Source organism: Capillimicrobium parvum (genome assembly GCF_021172045.1).
In the GTDB taxonomy this organism is placed as follows: Bacteria; Actinomycetota; Thermoleophilia; order Solirubrobacterales; family Solirubrobacteraceae; genus Capillimicrobium; species Capillimicrobium parvum.
Map to the genome: position 1 here is coordinate 449,349 of NZ_CP087164.1, position 16,876 is coordinate 466,224.

Consider the following 16,876-nt stretch of genomic DNA (forward strand, 5'->3'; position numbering starts at 1 on the left):
ACAAGAGAAAGAGATGAGAGACCGATTTCTCAGCGACGGGTCGGCCTCGGCGTCAGGAGAGGGCGGACGCACCGCGGTGGTGCATCGCGATGTCGCGGTCCCCATGCGCGACGGGACCGTCCTGAGCGCCGACGTGTGGCGGCCCGCCGGCGGCGAGGACTGCCCCGTGCTGCTCCAGCGCCTGCCGTACGACCGGACGGACCCGTCGGTCGCGGTCGCCCAGGCGGGGCTGGACCCGCTGCGCGCGGTCGACGCCGGGTACGCGGTCGTCATCCAGGACTGCCGGGGTCGCTTCGGGTCCGAGGGGCGCTTCGAGCCGTTCTCCAACGAGGCGCGCGACGGGGCCGACACGGTGGCGTGGTGTGCCGCGCTGCCGTTCTCCTCCGGGGCGGTCGGGATGTACGGCCAGTCGTACTTCGGCGCCACCCAGCTGCTGGCCGCCACCGAGCGCCCGCCGGCCCTGCGCGCGATCGCCCCGGCGCTGACCGGCTCGGAGTACTTCGAGGGCTGGACGTACCGCGGCGGCGTCCTCGAGCTCGGCTTCGTCCTCTTCTGGACGCTCTTCTCCCTCGCCGGAGCCGAGATCGAGCGTCTGCCGAACGGGACGCAGGCCTCGCTGCGGGAGGCGCTCGACCGCCGGCTCGCGGATCCCTGGTCGACCTTCGCAGCGCTGCCGGTCGACCGGCTGGACGACCTCGCACCGGTCGTCCCGTTCGTCGCGGAGTGGCTGAGCCATGCCGATCGCGACGAGTTCTGGCGGGCCATCGCCCCCAACGAGCGCTACGGGGCCATCGCCACCCCGGCGCTGCACATCGGCGGTTGGTTCGACCCGTTCCTGTCCGGGACGCTCGAGAACTTCGCAAGGCTGCGCCGGGAGGCCGGCGACGCCCGCGCCCGCGACAACCAGCGGCTCGTCATCGGTCCGTGGTCGCACGCGTGCCTGGGCGACACGATCGGTGACAGGTACTTCGGCCCCACGGCGTCGCAGGCCGCGACCGACTGGACCGCGCTGCATCTGTCCTGGTTCGACCGGCATCTGCGCGGCGTCGGCCCCGCCGATGCCGGGCCCGTCGTCCGGTTCTTCCTCATGGGCGCCGACCGCTGGGTGGACGCCGGAGCCTGGCCGCCCGAGGGCACGCGCGTCGAGCGCTGGTTCCTGCACGGCCGCGGCGCAGCCAACTCGCGCCACGGCGACGGCGTGCTCTCACGTGACGCGTGTGATCTCGACGAGCCCGTCGATTCGTTCACGTACGACCCCGCCGACCCGGTCCCCACCGCGGGCGGAGCCACCTTCCTGCCCGGCATCTTCGTCGCCGCGCAGGCGGGGCCGCGCGACCAGCGCCACGTCGAGGATCGCCGCGACGTGCTGGTCTACACGAGCGAGCCGCTGGCCGGCGACCTCGACGTGGTGGGGGCGGTGCGGGTCACGCTGGCGGCCTCGTCGTCCTCGCAGGAAACCGATTTTTCCGCCAAGCTCGTGGATGTCCATCCGGACGGTCGCGCGCTGTTGGTCTGCGACGGCATCCGGGCGGTCGTCGCGCCCGACCCGGGCCAGGCGCTCGAGGTCGACCTGGGCGCCACCGCCATCCGCTTCCTGGCCGGCCACCGCATCCGGCTCGAGGTCTCGAGCTCGAACTTCCCCCGCTTCGCGCGCCACCCGAACACCACGGTCCCGCGGCTGCAGGCCAGTCCCGCGGAGATGGTGCCCGCCCTCCAGCACGTGCATCACGACGCGGAGCACCCGTCGTTCCTCAGCCTGCCGGTGTGGCCGTCCGCGGCGGCGGGCGGAGCCTGACGAGAGGAGACCCACCACACCGAACGCCACCCGTGCAGGACCCCAGCCGAAAGATCAAGGCACACCCCAACCAAGGAGAACCACATGGCAGGTCGTGAGTACAGCGAGCAGGAGCAGGCGAACCTCGAGGTCGTCAAGAAGTGGGTCGAGTACTACAACACCGACCCCGACCGGATGGTCCAGGAGGTCTACGCGCCCGACCTCGTGGTCAAGACGATGGGCGCCGGCACCTACACCGGCCACGACCACTTCCTCAAGGTCGAGCGCGACGTGCTGCAGGCCGCTCCCCGGCGCAAGTTCCGCCTGGACCACGTCCACGTCGACGGTGACACGGTGATCGTCGAGGTCGCGCTGCTCAACCCGGACGCGGGCGACGACTGGGAGCTCTACATGGCCGCGGTGCTGATCGTCGAGGACGGCCAGATCAAGTTCGACCGCAGCTTCCACAACATCGGCTCGGAGTACCCGCTGTGGCCGGGCCTGGAGGACGCGGACCCCAACAAGCCCGGAGCCTGACCCCCGGGCTCCGATGCTCATCTCAGGAGGAGAGTGCACATGAGTCGGTTGCTGTCCGACGAAGAGACGCTGCAGCGCGCCGCGGAGCGCCTGCAGCACCCGTACTCCCGGCGGGTGTTCCTGTCGCTGGCCGCCGCGGCGGGCGCGGCCGTTGCCCTGCCCGCCTGCGGCGACTCGTCGTCGACGTCGTCGGCGACATCGGCCTCGACCGCGGCGGCCGGGTCGACGGGAACCGCCCCCGCGGTCGCCAGCAAGACCGGCCTGGTGGTCGACCAGGTCCCGACGCTGGCCAACTCGTTCTACGCGAGCTGGGGCAAGGGGTACGACAGCTCGGCCGCCAAGCTCGGCCTGGACACCAAGACGTACAACCCCAACTTCCAGGCGTCCAAGGAGCTCTCGCAGGCCCAGGGCCTGAAGGGTGAGGGGGCGGCGATGCTCGTCGGGATCGCCGGCGACCAGGCGCAGGTCCCGACGATCGCCCGGATCTGCCAGCGATCGGAGATCTACTACAACCCCTGCTTCGAGAACCCGGCCTGGTTCACCCCGCAGGACGTCGGCGACTACTACGTGACGTTCCTGACGCCGCGGTCCGAGGACGCGGCCTACCAGACCGCCAAGTACCTGTTCGACCAGGTCGGCGGCGAGGGGGAGGTCATCCACATCCAGGGGCAGCCCGGGCCGACGGACACGTTCCGCACGCTCGGCGTCAAGCGCGCCGCGAAGGAGTTCCCGGGGATCAAGCTCGTCGGCAATCAGGCGACGGAGTGGACGCTGGACGGCGGGCGCAAGCTCATGCTCAACATGATCTCGGCGTATCCCGACGCGAAGGGGGTCTTCGCCCAGAACGACTCCATCGCCCTGGGCGTCCTCAGCGTGCTGCAGGAGCGCAACAACACGAAGATGAAGGTCGTCGGGATGGACGCGATCCCGGAGATCCTGCCCAAGCTCAAGCAGGGGCCGAACTTCATCGGCACCTTCAACTCGCTCGGCTACTGGATCGCCGGCTACGCGGTCGTCAACGTCTTCGACGCGCTGAACGGCTGGAAGCCGTCCACGCCGGAGCGGCTGCTCGGCTCCGGCGGCATCCTCATCACCCAGGACAACGTCGCCGAGCTGCAGAAGAGCATCTACGACGCGCCGGAGCCGTTCGACTGGTCGCTGATGAGCCGGACGATGCACCCCGACGACTGGGACCCGCAGTTCGACGTCCAGCCGTTCGACCCGAACCTCGTGTGGGCGCCGTTTCCGAAGGACCGTCCGCTCAACCCGGCGTGGGACGGGTCCGCCGAGGAGATCAAGAAGGCGCAGCAGGTCTACCAGGAGCACTACAAGACGGGTCCGCTGAAGGGCCAGCAGTAGCGCCGTGACGCCGAGCCAGCACAACGCCTCGGCCGGTCCCGCGGACGCGGGGCCGGCCACGGCCGCGCCTCCGGCGCTCGCCCTCGAGGCGCTGGGCCTGTCGAAGCGCTACCCGGGCGTCCGCGCGCTTGCGGAGGTCGACCTGCGGGTCGCTCGCGGGGAGGTGCTGGGACTGGTCGGCGAGAACGGCGCCGGCAAGTCGACGCTGTTGTCGATCCTCAACGGCAGCGTGCGCCCGGACTCGGGCAGCGTTCGGGTCCTCGGGCGCGAGCTGCGGCTCGGCAGCCCGGCGGAGTCCGCCGCGCTCGGCGTGGCGACCGTCTACCAGGAGCAGGGTCTCGTCCCGACCCTGCGGGTGTTCGAGAACCTGTTCCTCGGTCGAGAGGCGCACTTCTCGACCGTCGGCGTGCTGCACCGGCGCTCGCTCGTCGCGGCCGCGCGCGAGACGCTCGACGAGCTCGGCATCGACATCGATCCGACGGCGCACACCGGATCGCTGTCGTTCAGCGAGCGCCAACTCGTCGAGATCGCCAAGGCGTTCGCGCTGACCGCTGCGTTCGACACCGAGCCGGTGATCCTCCTCGACGAGCCGACGAGCGCGCTCACCGAGCCCGAGGTCGAGATGCTGCTGGGCAACGTCCGCTCGTGGCGGGACCGCGCCTCGTTCGTCTTCGTCTCGCACCGGCTCGCGCACGTCCTGGCGGTCAGCGACCGGATCGCGGCGCTCAAGGACGGCGAGCTGATCGCGGATGTGCCGGCCGCCGCCGTGGACGAGGACCGGCTGCACGAGCTGATCGTCGGGCGCAAGCGCGACGTCGAGTACTACAAGGAGGCGCGTCAGGCCGACGAGGGCGAGCGCGAGGCGGTCCTCGAGGTGCGCGGCCTGTCGCGCCCCGGCGCGTTCGCGGACGTGTCGCTCACCGTCGGACGCGGGGAGATCCTCGGCGTCGCCGGGCTGGCCGGGTGCGGCAAGTCGGAGATGGCCCGGGCGATCGTCGGCGTCGAGGGCTACGACGCCGGCGAGGTCGTGCTCGAAGGGCGGCGACTGGCGCCGTCGTCGCTGAGCGCGGCGATCCGCCGCGGGGTCGGGTACGTCCCGGCGGAGCGCCGACGCGAGGGCATCATCGGCGAGCAGACCGCGGCGGCGAACCTGACCCTGCCCCTCCTCGACCGGCTGCGCGGGGCCTCCCGGATGCTCATCAGCGCGCGGGCCGTCCAGGCGCTGACGGCCACGTGGATGGACCGCCTCGACGTCAGGCCGCCGGACCCGTCGGCGCTGACGGCGACGATGTCGGGCGGCAAACAGCAGAAGGTCGTGTTCGCGAAGTGGCTGGCGCGCGGGGTGCGGCTCTTCGTGCTCGACGACCCCGGGCGCGGCCTCGACGTCGGCGCGAAGGAGGAGATCTACGGGCTCCTGCGCGACCTCTGCGACGAGGGCGTCGCGATCCTCATGGTCTCCGACAACCTGCCCGAGGTGATCGGGCTGTCGCACCGCATCGTCGTCATGCGCGACGGGCGGCTCACCGCAGAGATCCCCGCGCCGGCGGACCGCAAGCCGGACGAGACCGACGTCGTCCGCCACATGCTGTGAGCGCTCCTGGCGGGCGCCGTACCACTCCACGAACTGCAAGGTAGGAAGACGGTGGCCACAACGATCCAGACCCGTCCCCGCAGTCAGGAACGCGTCCGGGACATCCTGATCCGCGCGCGCGCCACGACCTATCCGCTACTGGCGATCGTCGGGTTGATCATCTGGTTCTCGACGCAGAGCGATCGCTTCATGACGGTCGACAACTGGTGGACGATCGGGCGCGGCGCGGCGGTGCTCATGCTCGTCGCGCTGGCCGGGACCCTCGTCATCCTCATCGGCTCGATCGATCTGTCGGTGGCGGGCAACGTGACGGTGTCCGGCATCGTCTGCGCCGAGCTCATCGACGGATCGGGCCTGCTCGTCGCGATCGTGGCCGCACTGGCCGTCGGCGCGGCCATCGGCCTCATCAACGCCGGCATCCTGCTGACCCTGAAGATCCCGAGCTTCCTCGTGACGCTCGGCATGCTGTCGGTGCTCACCGGCATCGCCAACACGATCACCAAGGGCGCCCCGGTGACGTTCCTCGACCAGGCGCTGCCGAACTTCATGAACGGCGAGGTGATCGGGATCCCGACGGTCATCGTGCTGACGGTGGCCATCGTCATCCTGCTGACGATCGTCGCCTCCCGGACGAAGCTGGGCCGGTACCTGTACGCGATCGGCGGCGGCGAGCCCGTCGCCGCGGTATCCGGCGTGCCGGTGGCGCGCTACAAGATCTTCGCCTTCGTGCTCGGCGGAGTGCTGTGCGGGATCGCGGGCGTGTTCATCACCGGCCAGGTCGGCGCGGGGACGGCGGACGTCGGATCGGATCTGCTGCTGGACTCGATCGCGGCCGTCGTCATGGGCGGCACGGCACTGTCGGGCGGTGTCGGCGGGCCGCAGCGGACGGTCCTGGGCGTGCTCGTCATCGCGATCCTCAGCAACGGCATGGACATCATCGGCATCGGCCAGGACCCGCAGAGCATCGTCAAGGGCCTCGTGATCATCGCCGCCGTCGCGCTGTCGATGGATCGCTCGCGCGCGACGGTGATCAAGTGACGCCCTGAGCGCCGAACAGGTACAACCTGACGCGTGCGCGTCGGGATGCTCACCGGAGGGGGCGACTGCCCAGGCCTCAACGCGGTCATCCGTGCGGTCGTGCGGCGGGCCCACGGCTACGGCGATGGCGTGATCGGCTTCCGCGACGGCTGGCGCGGGCCGATCGAGAACGACGTCGAGGCGCTGACGCTCGAGGCCGTCCGCGGCATCCTGCCCCAGGGCGGCACCATCCTGGGCTCGTCGCGGACGAACCCGTTCAAGCGCGACGACGGCGTCGACCTCGTGCGCCGGGCGCTCGAAGCGCATTCGCTCGACGGGCTGATCGCGATCGGCGGCGAGGACACGCTCGGCGCGGCGGCCAAGCTGTTCGACGCCGGCGTGAACGTCGTGGGCGTGCCGAAGACGATCGACAACGACCTCGGCGGCACCGACATGACGTTCGGCTTCGACACCGCGGTGCAAGTGGCGACCGAGGCGATCGACCGCCTGCACACCACGGCCGAGTCGCACAACCGGATCATGATCCTCGAGGTGATGGGCCGGCACGCGGGCTGGATCGCGATGCACTCCGGCCTCGCCGGCGGCGCCGACGTGATCCTCGTGCCCGAGCGCCCGTTCGACATCGACGAGGTCTGCGCGCGGCTCGAGCGGCGCTTCGCCCGCGGCCGCCACTTCGCGATCGTCGTCGTCTCGGAGGGCGCCCTGCCGTCCGGCGGCGACATCGAGGCGGTGGGCGCCCAGACCGACGAGTTCGGTCACGCGCGCCTGGGCGGGATCGGCCCGCGCCTCGAGCAGGAGATCGGGCAGCGCACCGGATACGAGACCCGGGCGACCGTGCTCGGACACATCCAGCGCGGCGGGACGCCGACGGCGTTCGACCGCGTGCTCGCCACGCGGCTGGGCCTGGCGGCGATGGAGGCGGCGCACGACGGCCGCTGGGGGACGATGGCGTCGCTGCGGTCGACGCGGATCGAGATGGTGGCGCTCGCCGACGCCGTCGCGCAGCTGCGGGTGCTGAGCGACGAGGATCTGCGGATCGCGGACGCGCTGCTCGAGTAGGCGCGGCGGGGCGGCTCGAACCGCCCTCGACCAACAAACTAATGCTGTTAGTCTTAGGGCTATGCCTAGTAGCCCAACCCTCACCCGCGTCACCCGCCTCGGCATGGTCAACGCCTACCTCGTCCGCGAGGACGACGGGCTGACCCTCGTCGACGCCGCCCTGCCCCGCAGCGACAAGGCGATCCTCAAGGCCGCGCAGCGCATCGGCGCACCGATCGTCCGGATCGCGCTGACCCACGCCCACGGCGACCACATCGGCTCGCTCGACGCGGTCGCGGCGCAGTTGCCGGGCGTCGAGGTCCTCATCACCGCGCGCGACGCGCGCCTGCTCGCCGGCGACAAGAGCCAGGATCCCGGTGAGGGCGGCAAGATGCGCGGCAGCCTCCCCGGCGCGAAGACCGAACCGACGCGCCTCATCGCTCCGGGCGACCGGATCGGCTCGCTCGAGGTCGTCGCCGCTCCCGGCCACACGCCCGGTCACATCGCGTTCCTCGACACGCGCGACCGCGCGCTGCTGTGCGGCGACGCGTACTCGACGCTCGGCGGCGTCGCGGTGTCGTCGAAGCCCAACCCGCGCTTCCCGCTCGTCTGGATGGGGACGTGCGACCGGCCGCGGGCGCTGGAGTCCGCCCGGGCCCTGCGCGCCCTGGACCCGAGCCGCCTGGCGCCCGGTCACGGCAGGATCGTCGAGGATCCCGGCGCCGCCATGGACGCCGCGATCGAGCGCGCGGCCGGCTGACGTGGCCCGCCAGGGGCTCGACCGCGCCCGGGTGGTGGCGGCGGCGACGGCGATCGCGGACGCCGACGGGCTCGATGCGCTGACCCTCGCCCGGGTCGCCGGCGAGCTCGGGGTCCGCACGCCGTCGCTCTACAACCACGTGGGCGGGCTGGACGACCTGCGCCGCGGCGTGGCGCTGGCCGGGCTCGCGGACCTGACCGCGGCGCTGCGCGCGGCGGCCGTCGGCCGCTCGGGCGCCGACGCGCTGCGTGCGGCCGCCGGCGCGTACCGGGCGTACGCCGCCGAGCACCCGGGGCGCTACGCCGCCGCCGCGGTGGCGGCGCCGCGGCCGGGCGACGACGAGTACGCCGCGGCGGGCGCCGAGATCGTCGGCGTGCTGACCGCGGTGCTCGGCGCGTGGGACCTGCGCGACGACGACGCCGTGCACGCGGTGCGCGCGCTGCGCAGCGCGCTACACGGGTTCGTCTCGCTGGAGGCGGGCGGTGGCTTCGGGCTCGACGTGGACGTCGACGAGTCCTTCCGCCGGCTCGTCGACGCGCTCGCGGCCGGGCTCCCGGCGCGCTGAGCGCCGATCAGGCGGCCGCCCGCTGCTGCGCCCGCAGGGCCCACACCGCGTCGGTGCCCAGCGCCTGCGGCACGGCGACCTGCTCGAGCTGCTCCCGAGCCTCGTCGCGCGAGATGTCGCAGACCGCCGCGACCTCCTGGGTGGCGAGCGGCTCGCCCGCCCACTCGAGCACCTCGCGCACCGAGCCGGGCGCCTCCCGGCGCTCGACGTCGGGCAGGAGGTTCGCCATCACGACGTCGTACACGGCGAACGGCTGGAACCCGGGGATCGAGATCGTGACTCCGTCGCGACCACGGGTGATCTCGTACGACGGGCACGTGTAGCGACGACCGCCGGACCAGTTGGCGAGCTTGTGGTCCAGGATGCGCGCGGCCGGCATGGGCCGGCGCGCGGCGGCGGCGTCGGCGTCGACCGCGGTGCGGACGGCGTCCTCGGCCATCCAGCGGTCGAGCTCGGCCGGGTCGAGGCCGACGTCGGTGGCCGCGCCGGCGATCGTCGCCGGGTCGTCGAGCAGCGAGCCCGCGAAGTGGCGCAGGCGCAGGCGCCGCAGGATCGCCGTCTCGAGCTCCGGCCGGTGCAGTCGCGTCGCCACGACCGCCGTGCAGGCCGGCAGCGTCGCCGCCATCCGGGGCCGCGGCGCCAGGTCGATCGGCATCCCGTACTGGGCGGAGATGCGCTCGAACGCCTCGGCCTGGCGGTCCGGCGTGAAGCCCTTGTCGACGTACTCCTGCGGCGAGCGCGCCAGGACCACCATGCGCAGCTTCCAGTCGACCTCGAGATCGCCGTAGAGCCATTGCAGCCGGCGCCGATGCGGCTCGGCGGAATAGGCGAAGGGACAGCCCGGATCGGTGAACTCGACGACGGTGACGGCCATGCTGACACCGTACCCTCGGTCCGACTCTGGCATCCTGAGATCACCTATGAGCTCTCCCGCCCGTCGCCCGCCGTCCCGCATGTCCCGCCGGCAGCGCGAGCAGCGTGCCTACGTGGCGACCATGGCCGGCGGCACCGCCGCCCTCGTCACGGTCGTCGGCGCGGTGCTGGCCATCATCGGCGTGATCGGCTGGACCATCCCCATCCTCGCCGCGATCGTCGCGGTGGTCTGCTGGTTCCTGTTCCGCCGCACGGTCGGCCGCTAGGAAATCCTGCCACGGGCGTCGCCGCGACGGCGCGCGTCCGGGGGCGGGTATATAGGACCCACGGTTGAGCGCATCACGGACGGCGAGACGCACCTTCGCGCCTGGCGGATCCGCGTCGGGGCCGGCTAGGATCGGTCCGACGAGCAAGCATCAACTCGTCTACGACGGGGTTCGCGCCCGTATCCTCGACAGCCGCTACCCGCCGGGGCAGCGGCTCGTGTTCGGTGCGCTCGCGCAGGAGTTCGGCGTCAGCGCGCAACCCGTCCGCGAGGCGATCCGGCGGCTGGAGGCCGAGGGGCTCGTGCACTACGAGGCGAACGCCGGCGCGGTGGTCGCGCCGGCCAGCCCGGAGCTGTTCGAGGACGGCCTCCAGGCGCTCGCGCTGCTCGAGGGCTACGCGACCGCGACGGCCGCCGCCCACGTTCCCGTGGAGGCGCTCGAGGCGGAGGTCGAAGCGATGCGCACCGCTCTGGACGGGCTCGACGTTGCCGGCTTCGAGGCGGCGGACCAGCGCTTCCACGAGCAGCTGCGCGACCACTGCCGGAACCCTCTGCTGCGCGGCCTGCTGCACGAGCTGCGCCAGCGCGCGCTCGTGGTCCGGCGCTCAGCGTTCGCGGGCCTGCCGCGCCGGGGCTCGCAGTCGATCGCCGAGCACGAGGAGATCGTCGGGCTGATCCGGTCGGGTGCCCCCGCCGGCGAGGTCGAGGCGGCCGCGAGCCGCCACGTCACGGCCGACATCGAGGCGTTCCGGGCCTGGTCGGCGCGGGCCGCGCGGCCCGCGGAGCCGTCGCCGGAGCGGCCCCGCGGCCGTGCCGCGGCGGCGCGCTGAGATCACGCCGCCTGCGCGTCGTGGTCGGTGCGGTACGCCGCGGCCGTGCGCATCTTGTGCTCGCGCGCGAGCCGCTCCACGACCGTCGCCGGCTCGCCGCGCTCGATCGCCGCGACGAGCTCCTCGTGCTCGACCGGCGACGCCTTGCTGCGTGACGGCATCAGGCTGAAGATGTCCGGGCTGAAGCCGCGGTGGCGCGACTGCAGGTCGGCGAGCAGCGTCTGCAGCCACGGCTGCCCGCAGCGGTCGTAGAACACCGCGTGGAAGTCGTGGTTGAACGAGCCGAACGCGCGCAGGTCGAGCTCGTCGAGGGCGTTGCGCATGCGCTCGTTGAACGCGCGCAGCGTGGCCAGGTCCTCGGTGGTCAGATGCTCGGCCGCCAGCGCCGTCGCCCGGCCCTCGAGCACGCTGGTCAGCTCCAGCGCCTGCACCCAGGCATCGGCGGTGATGGGCGCGACCTCGGCGCCGACGTGGGGGCGGAACGTCACCCAGCCCTCCGCCTCAAGACGGCGGATGGCCTCGCGGACCGGGATCGCGCTGACCTCGAACTCCGCGGCGAGGCGGTCGATGACCAGCCGGTGGCCCGGGCCGTACTGACCCGAAGCGAGCCGCCGGCGCAGCTCACGGTACGCGGACTCCTGCTTGCTCAACCCCTCACCGTCCGCGGATCCTACCGGCGCTCAGCGGCCGGCCGGCGCGTCTAGGTCCGCGTCAGCTTCTTGTAGCTGATGCGGTGCGGGCGGTCGGCCTCGTCGCCCAGTTGCGCGCGGCGGTGCTCCTCGTAGGCCTCGAAGTTGCCCTCGAACCAGACGACCTCGGAGTCGCCCTCGAAGGCGAGCACGTGGGTCGCGACGCGGTCCAGGAACCAGCGATCGTGGGAGATCACCACGGCACAGCCGGCGAAGTCGAGCAGCGCCTCCTCGAGCGCGCGCAGCGTGTCGACGTCGAGGTCGTTCGTCGGCTCGTCGAGGAGCAGCAGGTTGCCGCCCTCCTTCAGCAGCCTGGCGAGGTGCACGCGGTTGCGCTCGCCGCCGGACAGCTTGCCGACCTTCGTCTGCTGGGTCGAGCCCTTGAAGTTGAACGAGGAGCAGTAGGCGCGCGAGTTCATCTTGCGGTCGCCCACCTGAATCTGCTCGTCGCCGCCCGAGATGACCTCCCAGACGTTCTTGTCGGGGTCGAGGTCGTCGCGCGACTGGTCGACGTAGGCCATCTCGACCGTGTCGCCGATGGTCAGGGTGCCGCCGTCCGGCTGCTCCTGGCCGGTGATCATCCGGAAGAGCGTCGTCTTGCCCGCGCCGTTGGGGCCGATCACGCCGACGATGCCGCCGCGCGGCAGGTCGAAGGACAGGTCGTCGATCAGGAGGCGGTCGCCGAAGCCCTTGCGGAGGTTCTCCGCGCGCACCACCGTGTCGCCGAGCCGCGGGCCCGCCGGGATGTGGATCTGGACCTGATCGAGCTTGACGTTGCGGTCCTGGGCGAGCAGCGCCTCGTAGTTGTTCAGGCGCGCCTTGGCCTTCTTGCGCCGCCCCTTCGGGTTCTCGCGCACCCACTCGAGCTCGGACGCGATCGTGCGCTGGCGGGCCTTGTCGGACTTCTCCTCCTGCGCCAGGCGGGCCTGCTTCTGCTCGAGCCACGACGAGTAGTTGCCCTCGAACGGCAGCCCGCGGCCGCGGTCGAGCTCGAGGATCCAGCCGGCGACGTTGTCGAGGAAGTAGCGGTCGTGGGTGACCGCGACGATGGTGCCCGGGTACTCGGCCAGGTGGCGCTCGAGCCAGCCGACCGACTCGGCGTCGAGATGGTTCGTCGGCTCGTCGAGCAGCAGCAGGTCCGGACGGCGCAGGAGCAGCCGGCACAGCGCGACGCGGCGGCGCTCGCCGCCGGACAGGCGGTCGACCGGGGCGTCGGACGGCGGCAGGCGCAGCGCGTCCATCGCCTGCTCGAGCTGCGAGTCGAGGTCCCACGCGTTCTTCGCGTCGATCTCGGCCTGCAGGCGGGCGAACTCGTCGGCGGTCTCGTCGGAGTAGTTCATCGCCAGCTCGTTGAAGCGCTCGAGCAGCGCCTTCGTCTCCGCGACGCCGTCCTCGACGTTGCCCTTGACGTCCTTGGAGTCGTCGAGCTGCGGCTCCTGCTCCAGGAGGCCGACGGACGCGCCGGGCGCGAGCTGCGCGTCGCCGCGGAACTCCGTGTCGCGGCCGGCCATGATGTTCAGCAGCGACGACTTGCCGGTGCCGTTGAGGCCGAGCACGCCGATCTTGGCGCCGGGGAGGAACGCGAGGGTCACGTCCTTGACGACCGTCTTGTCCGGAGGGAACTCCTTCGTGAGACGGTGCATCGTGAAGATGTACTGAGCCGACATGGACACCTGAGGCTAGTGGCCGGGTGCGGGAAGGATTCGCGCGCGCGTGGGGTCCTTTCGGGGTGAACACCTCATCTCGGCCAGAAGGAGATCGACATGGGCCGGATCGGCAGGCTCATCATCCCGGTGGTCGCATCGGCCCTCGTGCTCGCGGCGTGCGGAAGCAGCTCGAAGAGCGGCACGCAGCCAAGCGCCGGCGACGCCACCGTGCACACCGCATCGAACGCGAAGCTCGGCAGGACGATCCTCGTCGACGCGCGGGGCATGACCCTCTACCGCCTCAGCGGCGAGCAGGGCGGGCGCTGGATCTGCAAGGACAAGACGTGCCTGGCCAGCTGGCATCCGCTGACCGGTGCGCCCACGGGCGCGGACGGGCTGAGCGCCGTCAAGCGGCCCGACGGCACGAAGCAGGTGGCGTTCCAGGGGATGCCGCTCTACACGTTCGCCGGGGACGCCAAGGCGGGCGAGACCGCGGGCCAGGGACTCAAGGACGTCGGCACGTGGAGCGCGGTGACGACGAAGGGCGCGCCGGCGCAGAGCCAGACGAACACGTCCTCCAACGGACCGTACGGCTACTGATGGCGGTGCTCCACGCCGCCGGGCCCGGCGACGATCACCTCGGTGACGAGCTCTGGGGCGAACAGCCCGTGGTCCACGACGCCCACCGTGCCGGCGAGACGGCCGGCCACCTCGGCTGGATCGCCGACCGGGCCCTCCAGGTCGGCGATCACGCCGTTGTCGGGGCTCGGCGGCCAGCCTTCGCGGATGCGAACCCGTTCGCGCCCGCCCAGCCGCCGCAGCGTTGACGGCAGCCCGAAGCGCATGAGCTCCAGCGGCACCGGGCCGTGGATCGCGTCCACCAGCTTCTCGGCGTGGACGATGACGACGAAGCGGTCGGCGGTGACGGCGACGGCCTTCTCGCGGGTGTGGGCGCCGCCGCCGCCCTTCACGAGCCAGCCGTCGGGCGCGACCTGATCGGCGCCGTCGATCGCGATGTCGAGGCGGTCGAGGCGGTCGAAGGACTCGACGGCCAGGCCGAGCTCGCGCGCGCGCTGCTCGGTCGCCGTCGAGGTGGCCACGCAGCGCAGGCCGCGCAGGCCCCGCGCCGCGAGTGCGGGCAGCAGGAACGCGACGGTCGATCCGGTGCCCAGGCCGACCCGCATGCCGTCCTCGACGAGCTGGGCGGCGGCCTGCGCGGCGGCGCGCTTCTCGGTGTCGGCGGGCATCGGCGCGACGCTACCGCGCCGGGCGGCGGCGGGGCCGGCGGGGCTGCGCGGGTGCGGTTGGGGTGGATACCCTGAGACGGTGCCTCCGGTCTACGACATCGAGCAGGGGATCCTGCTGCTCGAGCTCGAGCCGCCGTTCGACAAGCGCGACGTCCAGCTCGCGCGCCGGCGGCTGGCGAAGGTGTGGCACCCCGACCTCGCGCCCCCCGGCAAGCAGTTCGAGCACGAGCGCCACCTGAAGGCGATCAACCTCGCCGCCGACCAGCTCGAGTCGCTCGCCGAGGGGTCCCGCGGCGGGCGGGTCTCGCGCAACGCCGTCAAGGTCAACGCCGCCGCCGCGCGCGCCGCGCGCGCCGAGGAGGGCCGCCGCAACTACGAGCGCGAGCAGGCCGCCCGGGCCGCCGCCGAGGACCGGCAGCGCAACGACCCGTTCGGCGACCGCACGCCGGACCACTCGGTCGTGCACCGCTACGCGCGCTGCCTCTCGTACCCCGAGTGGGGCGTCGGCACGGTCACCGGCATCTACTTCACCGGCGACGAGGACACGCTTCAGCAGTGGGCGCGGGTGCGCTTCCAGCCCGGCGTGCGCACGGTGCCGGCGGGCTCGCTGCAGTTCGTCGACTTCTCCAAGCCCGATCCCGGCGCCGAGCGGGTGCAGCGGTTCATGACCGCGGCGCAGCACGCCATGGCCGAGGGCAACTACAAGCTCGCGGCCCAGCGCCTCATCTACGCGCGCGACGCCGAGCCGGGCAACCCCGCGGTCCTGCGGCTCATGACGCTCGCGTTCTGGCAGGCGGGCGACCTCCCCGCCGCCGGGCGCTCGATGCGCGACTGGGCCCGGGTCGAGGACGACCGCCCGACGCCGCACCGCTTCGCGTCGCGCATCTACGAGGACATGGGGGCGATCGACCTCGCCGCCGAGGCCGCCGACCGCGCCGCCGCCCGCGGACCGGCCGACGCGGACGCCTGGGAGCGGGTCGGCCGCCTGCGCCTGCGGCTGATGGACCGCGACGCCGCGATCGCCGCGCTCGAGACCGCGCGGCGGCTGGGTCCGTCGGTCGACGGCCTCCTCGACCTCGCGCTCGCCTTCCACCTCGCCGGCGATCTCGGCGCCGAGGTGTCGGCGTGCGAGCAGGCGACGAAGGTCGACCCGGAGTCCGGGGCGGCCTGGGGCCGCTACGCCCACGCGCTGGCCCGCACCGACCGGGTGACCGACACCCTCGCCGCGTGCGACCGCGCGCTCGAGCTGGGGTCGGATCCCGAGGTCGCCGAGCTGGCGCAGCGGCTGCGGGCCGCCGTGCCGCGCGAGCTGCGCGCGGCGTAGGCGCCCCGCGCGAGCTGCCCGCGGCGTGGGCGCCCGCGTGAGCTGCGCGCGGCGTGGGCGCCCGCGTGAGCTGCCCGCGGCGTGGGCGCCCGCGTGAGCTGCGCGCGGCGTGGGCGCCCGCGTGAGCTGCCCGCGGCGTGGGCGCCCGCACACATCTCGCCGGGGACGTGCGTCAGCTTTTGCCCACCCCCCGGGACAAACCTGACGCACGTCCGACGGCGGGCCCGATCAGTGCGGCTCGAACCCGGGCGGCGCCGGCGGCTTCGGCGGGTTCGGCTTCACGTGCGGATGTGTGGCGTGGCGCCGGTTGCGCCGGCCCTTCGGCCGCGGCGGGTCCTGCCGGCGGGTCGGCTTGCGCGCGTGCGGCTCGACGTGCTCCGGCGAGCGGTGGGGCGGGGTCGCCCGCTTCTTCGGCTCCTGCGCGTGCCCCGTCGGCCGGCGCTCCGTGCGGCGCGGCGGCGCCGGGCGGACCTTGGGGTGCTGCGTGTGGCCGCTGCGCGTGCGCTCGCTGCGCCGCGGCGGCGTACCCCGCACGGGACGGCCGGTCCGGTGGGATTCGTTGCGCACCACCGGGCGGCGCGGGCTGTGGCGGACCTTCGGCGCCCGGCTGTGCGGGCGCGGCGATCGGCCGGTGGGACGTGACGGGCCGCCCTCGCCGGTGACCGTCGGCCCCTCCGTGCCGGTCTGTGTGCCCGGCCCGACCGGGGTGACGACGGGCGGCGGCTCCTCGCGCGGCGGACACGGGACGTCCGGCGTGTCGGCCGGTACCTGCGGGCAGGAGTCCTGGCTCTCGTCACCGAGGCCGTCGTGGTCGGCGTCGCGCTCGAGGTCGGCGTTGAGGAGCAGCTCGCGGCCGGCGGCGGGCGGCTGCGGGACCGCCGGCGCGTCGCCGAGGACCGGCGCAAACGTCGCCGTCGCGTACGAGGCGTCGGACCCGTAGGAGTGGAAGACCGCGCCGGCCCGGCGGTCGCGGTCCAGGGCGATCTGATCGCCCTCGCGAACGGGGATCCGGGCGGCGAACTCGTAGATGACGTCGCGCCCGGGCGCGTGGCCGCGCTGCAGCACCTGCGGGTCGCTCTCGGCCACCGCGACGTAGCTGCCGTCCTCGAGCGGCTGCAGGATGCGCAGCCGCACGAGCCCCTGCGTCGCCGCCCGCACGCGCCAGCGGGTGATCACGCCGTCGCTCGGGATCGTGGCCGCGGGCAGCCCGCCCGGGCGCGCCACCTGGAGCTCGGTGCAGAACGAATCGCACCGCGTGAACAGGTCGGCGCGGGCGCGCAGCGAGCTGCCGACCGTGACCGCGGCCGACGCCGGACCCGCACCTAGCAATAGGGCGAGTC

At 73.0% G+C, this 16,876-nt stretch carries 17 protein-coding genes; 12 read left to right on the top strand and 5 right to left on the bottom strand.

Features of this window, described 5'->3' with window-relative positions:
* The first annotated feature begins 76 nt into the window (after positions 1-76).
* The 8 genes from DSM104329_RS02165 to DSM104329_RS02200 all read left to right on the top strand — a co-directional run bounded on the left by DSM104329_RS02165 (position 77) and on the right by DSM104329_RS02200 (position 8,662).
* Positions 77-1,795 (top strand): CocE/NonD family hydrolase, encoded by a 1,719-nt coding sequence (locus DSM104329_RS02165; protein ID WP_259313751.1) that lies wholly within the window; start codon positions 77-79, stop codon positions 1,793-1,795.
* A gap of 84 nt (positions 1,796-1,879) precedes the next feature.
* Complete coding sequence (locus tag DSM104329_RS02170) at positions 1,880-2,311, top strand: nuclear transport factor 2 family protein (RefSeq protein WP_259313752.1); 432 nt, start codon at positions 1,880-1,882, stop codon at positions 2,309-2,311.
* A 39-nt stretch (positions 2,312-2,350) separates the two neighbouring features.
* Entirely contained in the window at positions 2,351-3,670 is a 1,320-nt protein-coding gene (locus DSM104329_RS02175; RefSeq protein ID WP_259313753.1) for a sugar ABC transporter substrate-binding protein, read from the top strand.
* A 4-nt stretch (positions 3,671-3,674) separates the two neighbouring features.
* Positions 3,675-5,261, top strand: a complete 1,587-nt coding sequence (locus DSM104329_RS02180; RefSeq protein ID WP_259313754.1) for a sugar ABC transporter ATP-binding protein — start codon at positions 3,675-3,677, stop codon at positions 5,259-5,261.
* A 51-nt stretch (positions 5,262-5,312) separates the two neighbouring features.
* A complete protein-coding gene (locus DSM104329_RS02185; RefSeq protein WP_259313755.1) occupies positions 5,313-6,299 on the top strand; it encodes an ABC transporter permease in 987 nt (328 codons plus the stop codon).
* Positions 6,300-6,332: 33 nt separating this feature from the next.
* Positions 6,333-7,358 carry a 6-phosphofructokinase gene (locus tag DSM104329_RS02190; RefSeq protein ID WP_259313756.1) on the top strand — a complete coding sequence of 342 codons (1,026 nt, stop codon included), beginning with the start codon at positions 6,333-6,335 and terminating at the stop codon, positions 7,356-7,358.
* A gap of 61 nt (positions 7,359-7,419) precedes the next feature.
* Positions 7,420-8,097 carry an MBL fold metallo-hydrolase gene (locus DSM104329_RS02195; protein WP_259313757.1) on the top strand — a complete coding sequence of 226 codons (678 nt, stop codon included), beginning with the start codon at positions 7,420-7,422 and terminating at the stop codon, positions 8,095-8,097.
* A gap of 1 nt (position 8,098) precedes the next feature.
* On the top strand, positions 8,099-8,662 hold the full coding sequence (locus DSM104329_RS02200; protein WP_259313758.1) for a TetR/AcrR family transcriptional regulator: 564 nt from the start codon (positions 8,099-8,101) through the stop codon (positions 8,660-8,662).
* 7 nt (positions 8,663-8,669) lie between these two features.
* Here the strand turns inward: DSM104329_RS02200 and DSM104329_RS02205 are convergent, their stop codons facing one another.
* Positions 8,670-9,536, bottom strand: coding sequence for a DsbA family oxidoreductase (locus tag DSM104329_RS02205; protein ID WP_259313759.1), 867 nt, complete (start codon positions 9,534-9,536; stop codon positions 8,670-8,672).
* A gap of 79 nt (positions 9,537-9,615) precedes the next feature.
* On the opposite strand from DSM104329_RS02205, the gene DSM104329_RS02210 reads away from it, so the two are divergent.
* Both DSM104329_RS02210 and DSM104329_RS02215 read left to right on the top strand, forming a co-directional pair.
* A complete protein-coding gene (locus DSM104329_RS02210) occupies positions 9,616-9,801 on the top strand; it encodes a hypothetical protein (RefSeq protein WP_259313760.1) in 186 nt (61 codons plus the stop codon).
* Between the two features lie 64 nt (positions 9,802-9,865).
* Positions 9,866-10,630: a GntR family transcriptional regulator gene (locus DSM104329_RS02215; protein ID WP_259313761.1), complete on the top strand. Its 765-nt coding sequence runs from the start codon at positions 9,866-9,868 to the stop codon at positions 10,628-10,630.
* Positions 10,631-10,632: 2 nt separating this feature from the next.
* Here the strand turns inward: DSM104329_RS02215 and DSM104329_RS02220 are convergent, their stop codons facing one another.
* A complete protein-coding gene (locus DSM104329_RS02220; protein ID WP_259313762.1) occupies positions 10,633-11,280 on the bottom strand; it encodes a GntR family transcriptional regulator in 648 nt (215 codons plus the stop codon).
* Between the two features lie 50 nt (positions 11,281-11,330).
* Positions 11,331-12,986 (bottom strand): energy-dependent translational throttle protein EttA, encoded by a 1,656-nt coding sequence (ettA, locus tag DSM104329_RS02225; RefSeq protein ID WP_259313763.1) that lies wholly within the window; start codon positions 12,984-12,986, stop codon positions 11,331-11,333.
* A gap of 96 nt (positions 12,987-13,082) precedes the next feature.
* Between ettA and DSM104329_RS02230 the strand changes: the two genes are divergently transcribed.
* The gene (locus DSM104329_RS02230; RefSeq protein ID WP_259313764.1) at positions 13,083-13,565 is read left to right on the top strand and encodes a COG4315 family predicted lipoprotein; all 483 of its coding nucleotides are present in this window, start codon (positions 13,083-13,085) and stop codon (positions 13,563-13,565) included.
* Here DSM104329_RS02230 and rpiA read toward each other — a convergent pair.
* A complete protein-coding gene (rpiA, locus tag DSM104329_RS02235) occupies positions 13,559-14,212 on the bottom strand; it encodes a ribose 5-phosphate isomerase A (protein WP_259313765.1) in 654 nt (217 codons plus the stop codon). The two genes, DSM104329_RS02230 and rpiA, sit on opposite strands and share 7 nt — an antisense overlap.
* A 79-nt stretch (positions 14,213-14,291) precedes the next feature.
* On the opposite strand from rpiA, the gene DSM104329_RS02240 reads away from it, so the two are divergent.
* Positions 14,292-15,536 (top strand): tetratricopeptide repeat protein, encoded by a 1,245-nt coding sequence (locus tag DSM104329_RS02240; RefSeq protein WP_259313766.1) that lies wholly within the window; start codon positions 14,292-14,294, stop codon positions 15,534-15,536.
* Between the two features lie 228 nt (positions 15,537-15,764).
* Here DSM104329_RS02240 and DSM104329_RS02245 read toward each other — a convergent pair whose 3' ends face one another.
* On the bottom strand, positions 15,765-16,865 hold the full coding sequence (locus tag DSM104329_RS02245) for a hypothetical protein (protein ID WP_259313767.1): 1,101 nt from the start codon (positions 16,863-16,865) through the stop codon (positions 15,765-15,767).
* Positions 16,866-16,876 lie beyond the last annotated feature (11 nt).

What these genes read in the sequence shown, in the direction of transcription:
- DSM104329_RS02170 (WP_259313752.1), top strand. Translation starts at nt 1,880, where the DNA reads ATGGCAGGTCGTGAGTACAGCGAGCAGGAGCAGGCGAACCTCGAGGTC.
- DSM104329_RS02175 (WP_259313753.1), top strand. Translation starts at nt 2,351, where the DNA reads ATGAGTCGGTTGCTGTCCGACGAAGAGACGCTGCAGCGCGCCGCGGAG.
- DSM104329_RS02195 (WP_259313757.1), top strand. Translation starts at nt 7,420, where the DNA reads ATGCCTAGTAGCCCAACCCTCACCCGCGTCACCCGCCTCGGCATGGTC.
- DSM104329_RS02205 (WP_259313759.1), bottom strand. Translation starts at nt 9,536, where the DNA reads ATGGCCGTCACCGTCGTCGAGTTCACCGATCCGGGCTGTCCCTTCGCC.
- DSM104329_RS02210 (WP_259313760.1), top strand. Translation starts at nt 9,616, where the DNA reads ATGTCCCGCCGGCAGCGCGAGCAGCGTGCCTACGTGGCGACCATGGCC.
- ettA (WP_259313763.1), bottom strand. Translation starts at nt 12,986, where the DNA reads ATGTCGGCTCAGTACATCTTCACGATGCACCGTCTCACGAAGGAGTTC.
- DSM104329_RS02230 (WP_259313764.1), top strand. Translation starts at nt 13,083, where the DNA reads ATGGGCCGGATCGGCAGGCTCATCATCCCGGTGGTCGCATCGGCCCTC.
- rpiA (WP_259313765.1), bottom strand. Translation starts at nt 14,212, where the DNA reads ATGCCCGCCGACACCGAGAAGCGCGCCGCCGCGCAGGCCGCCGCCCAG.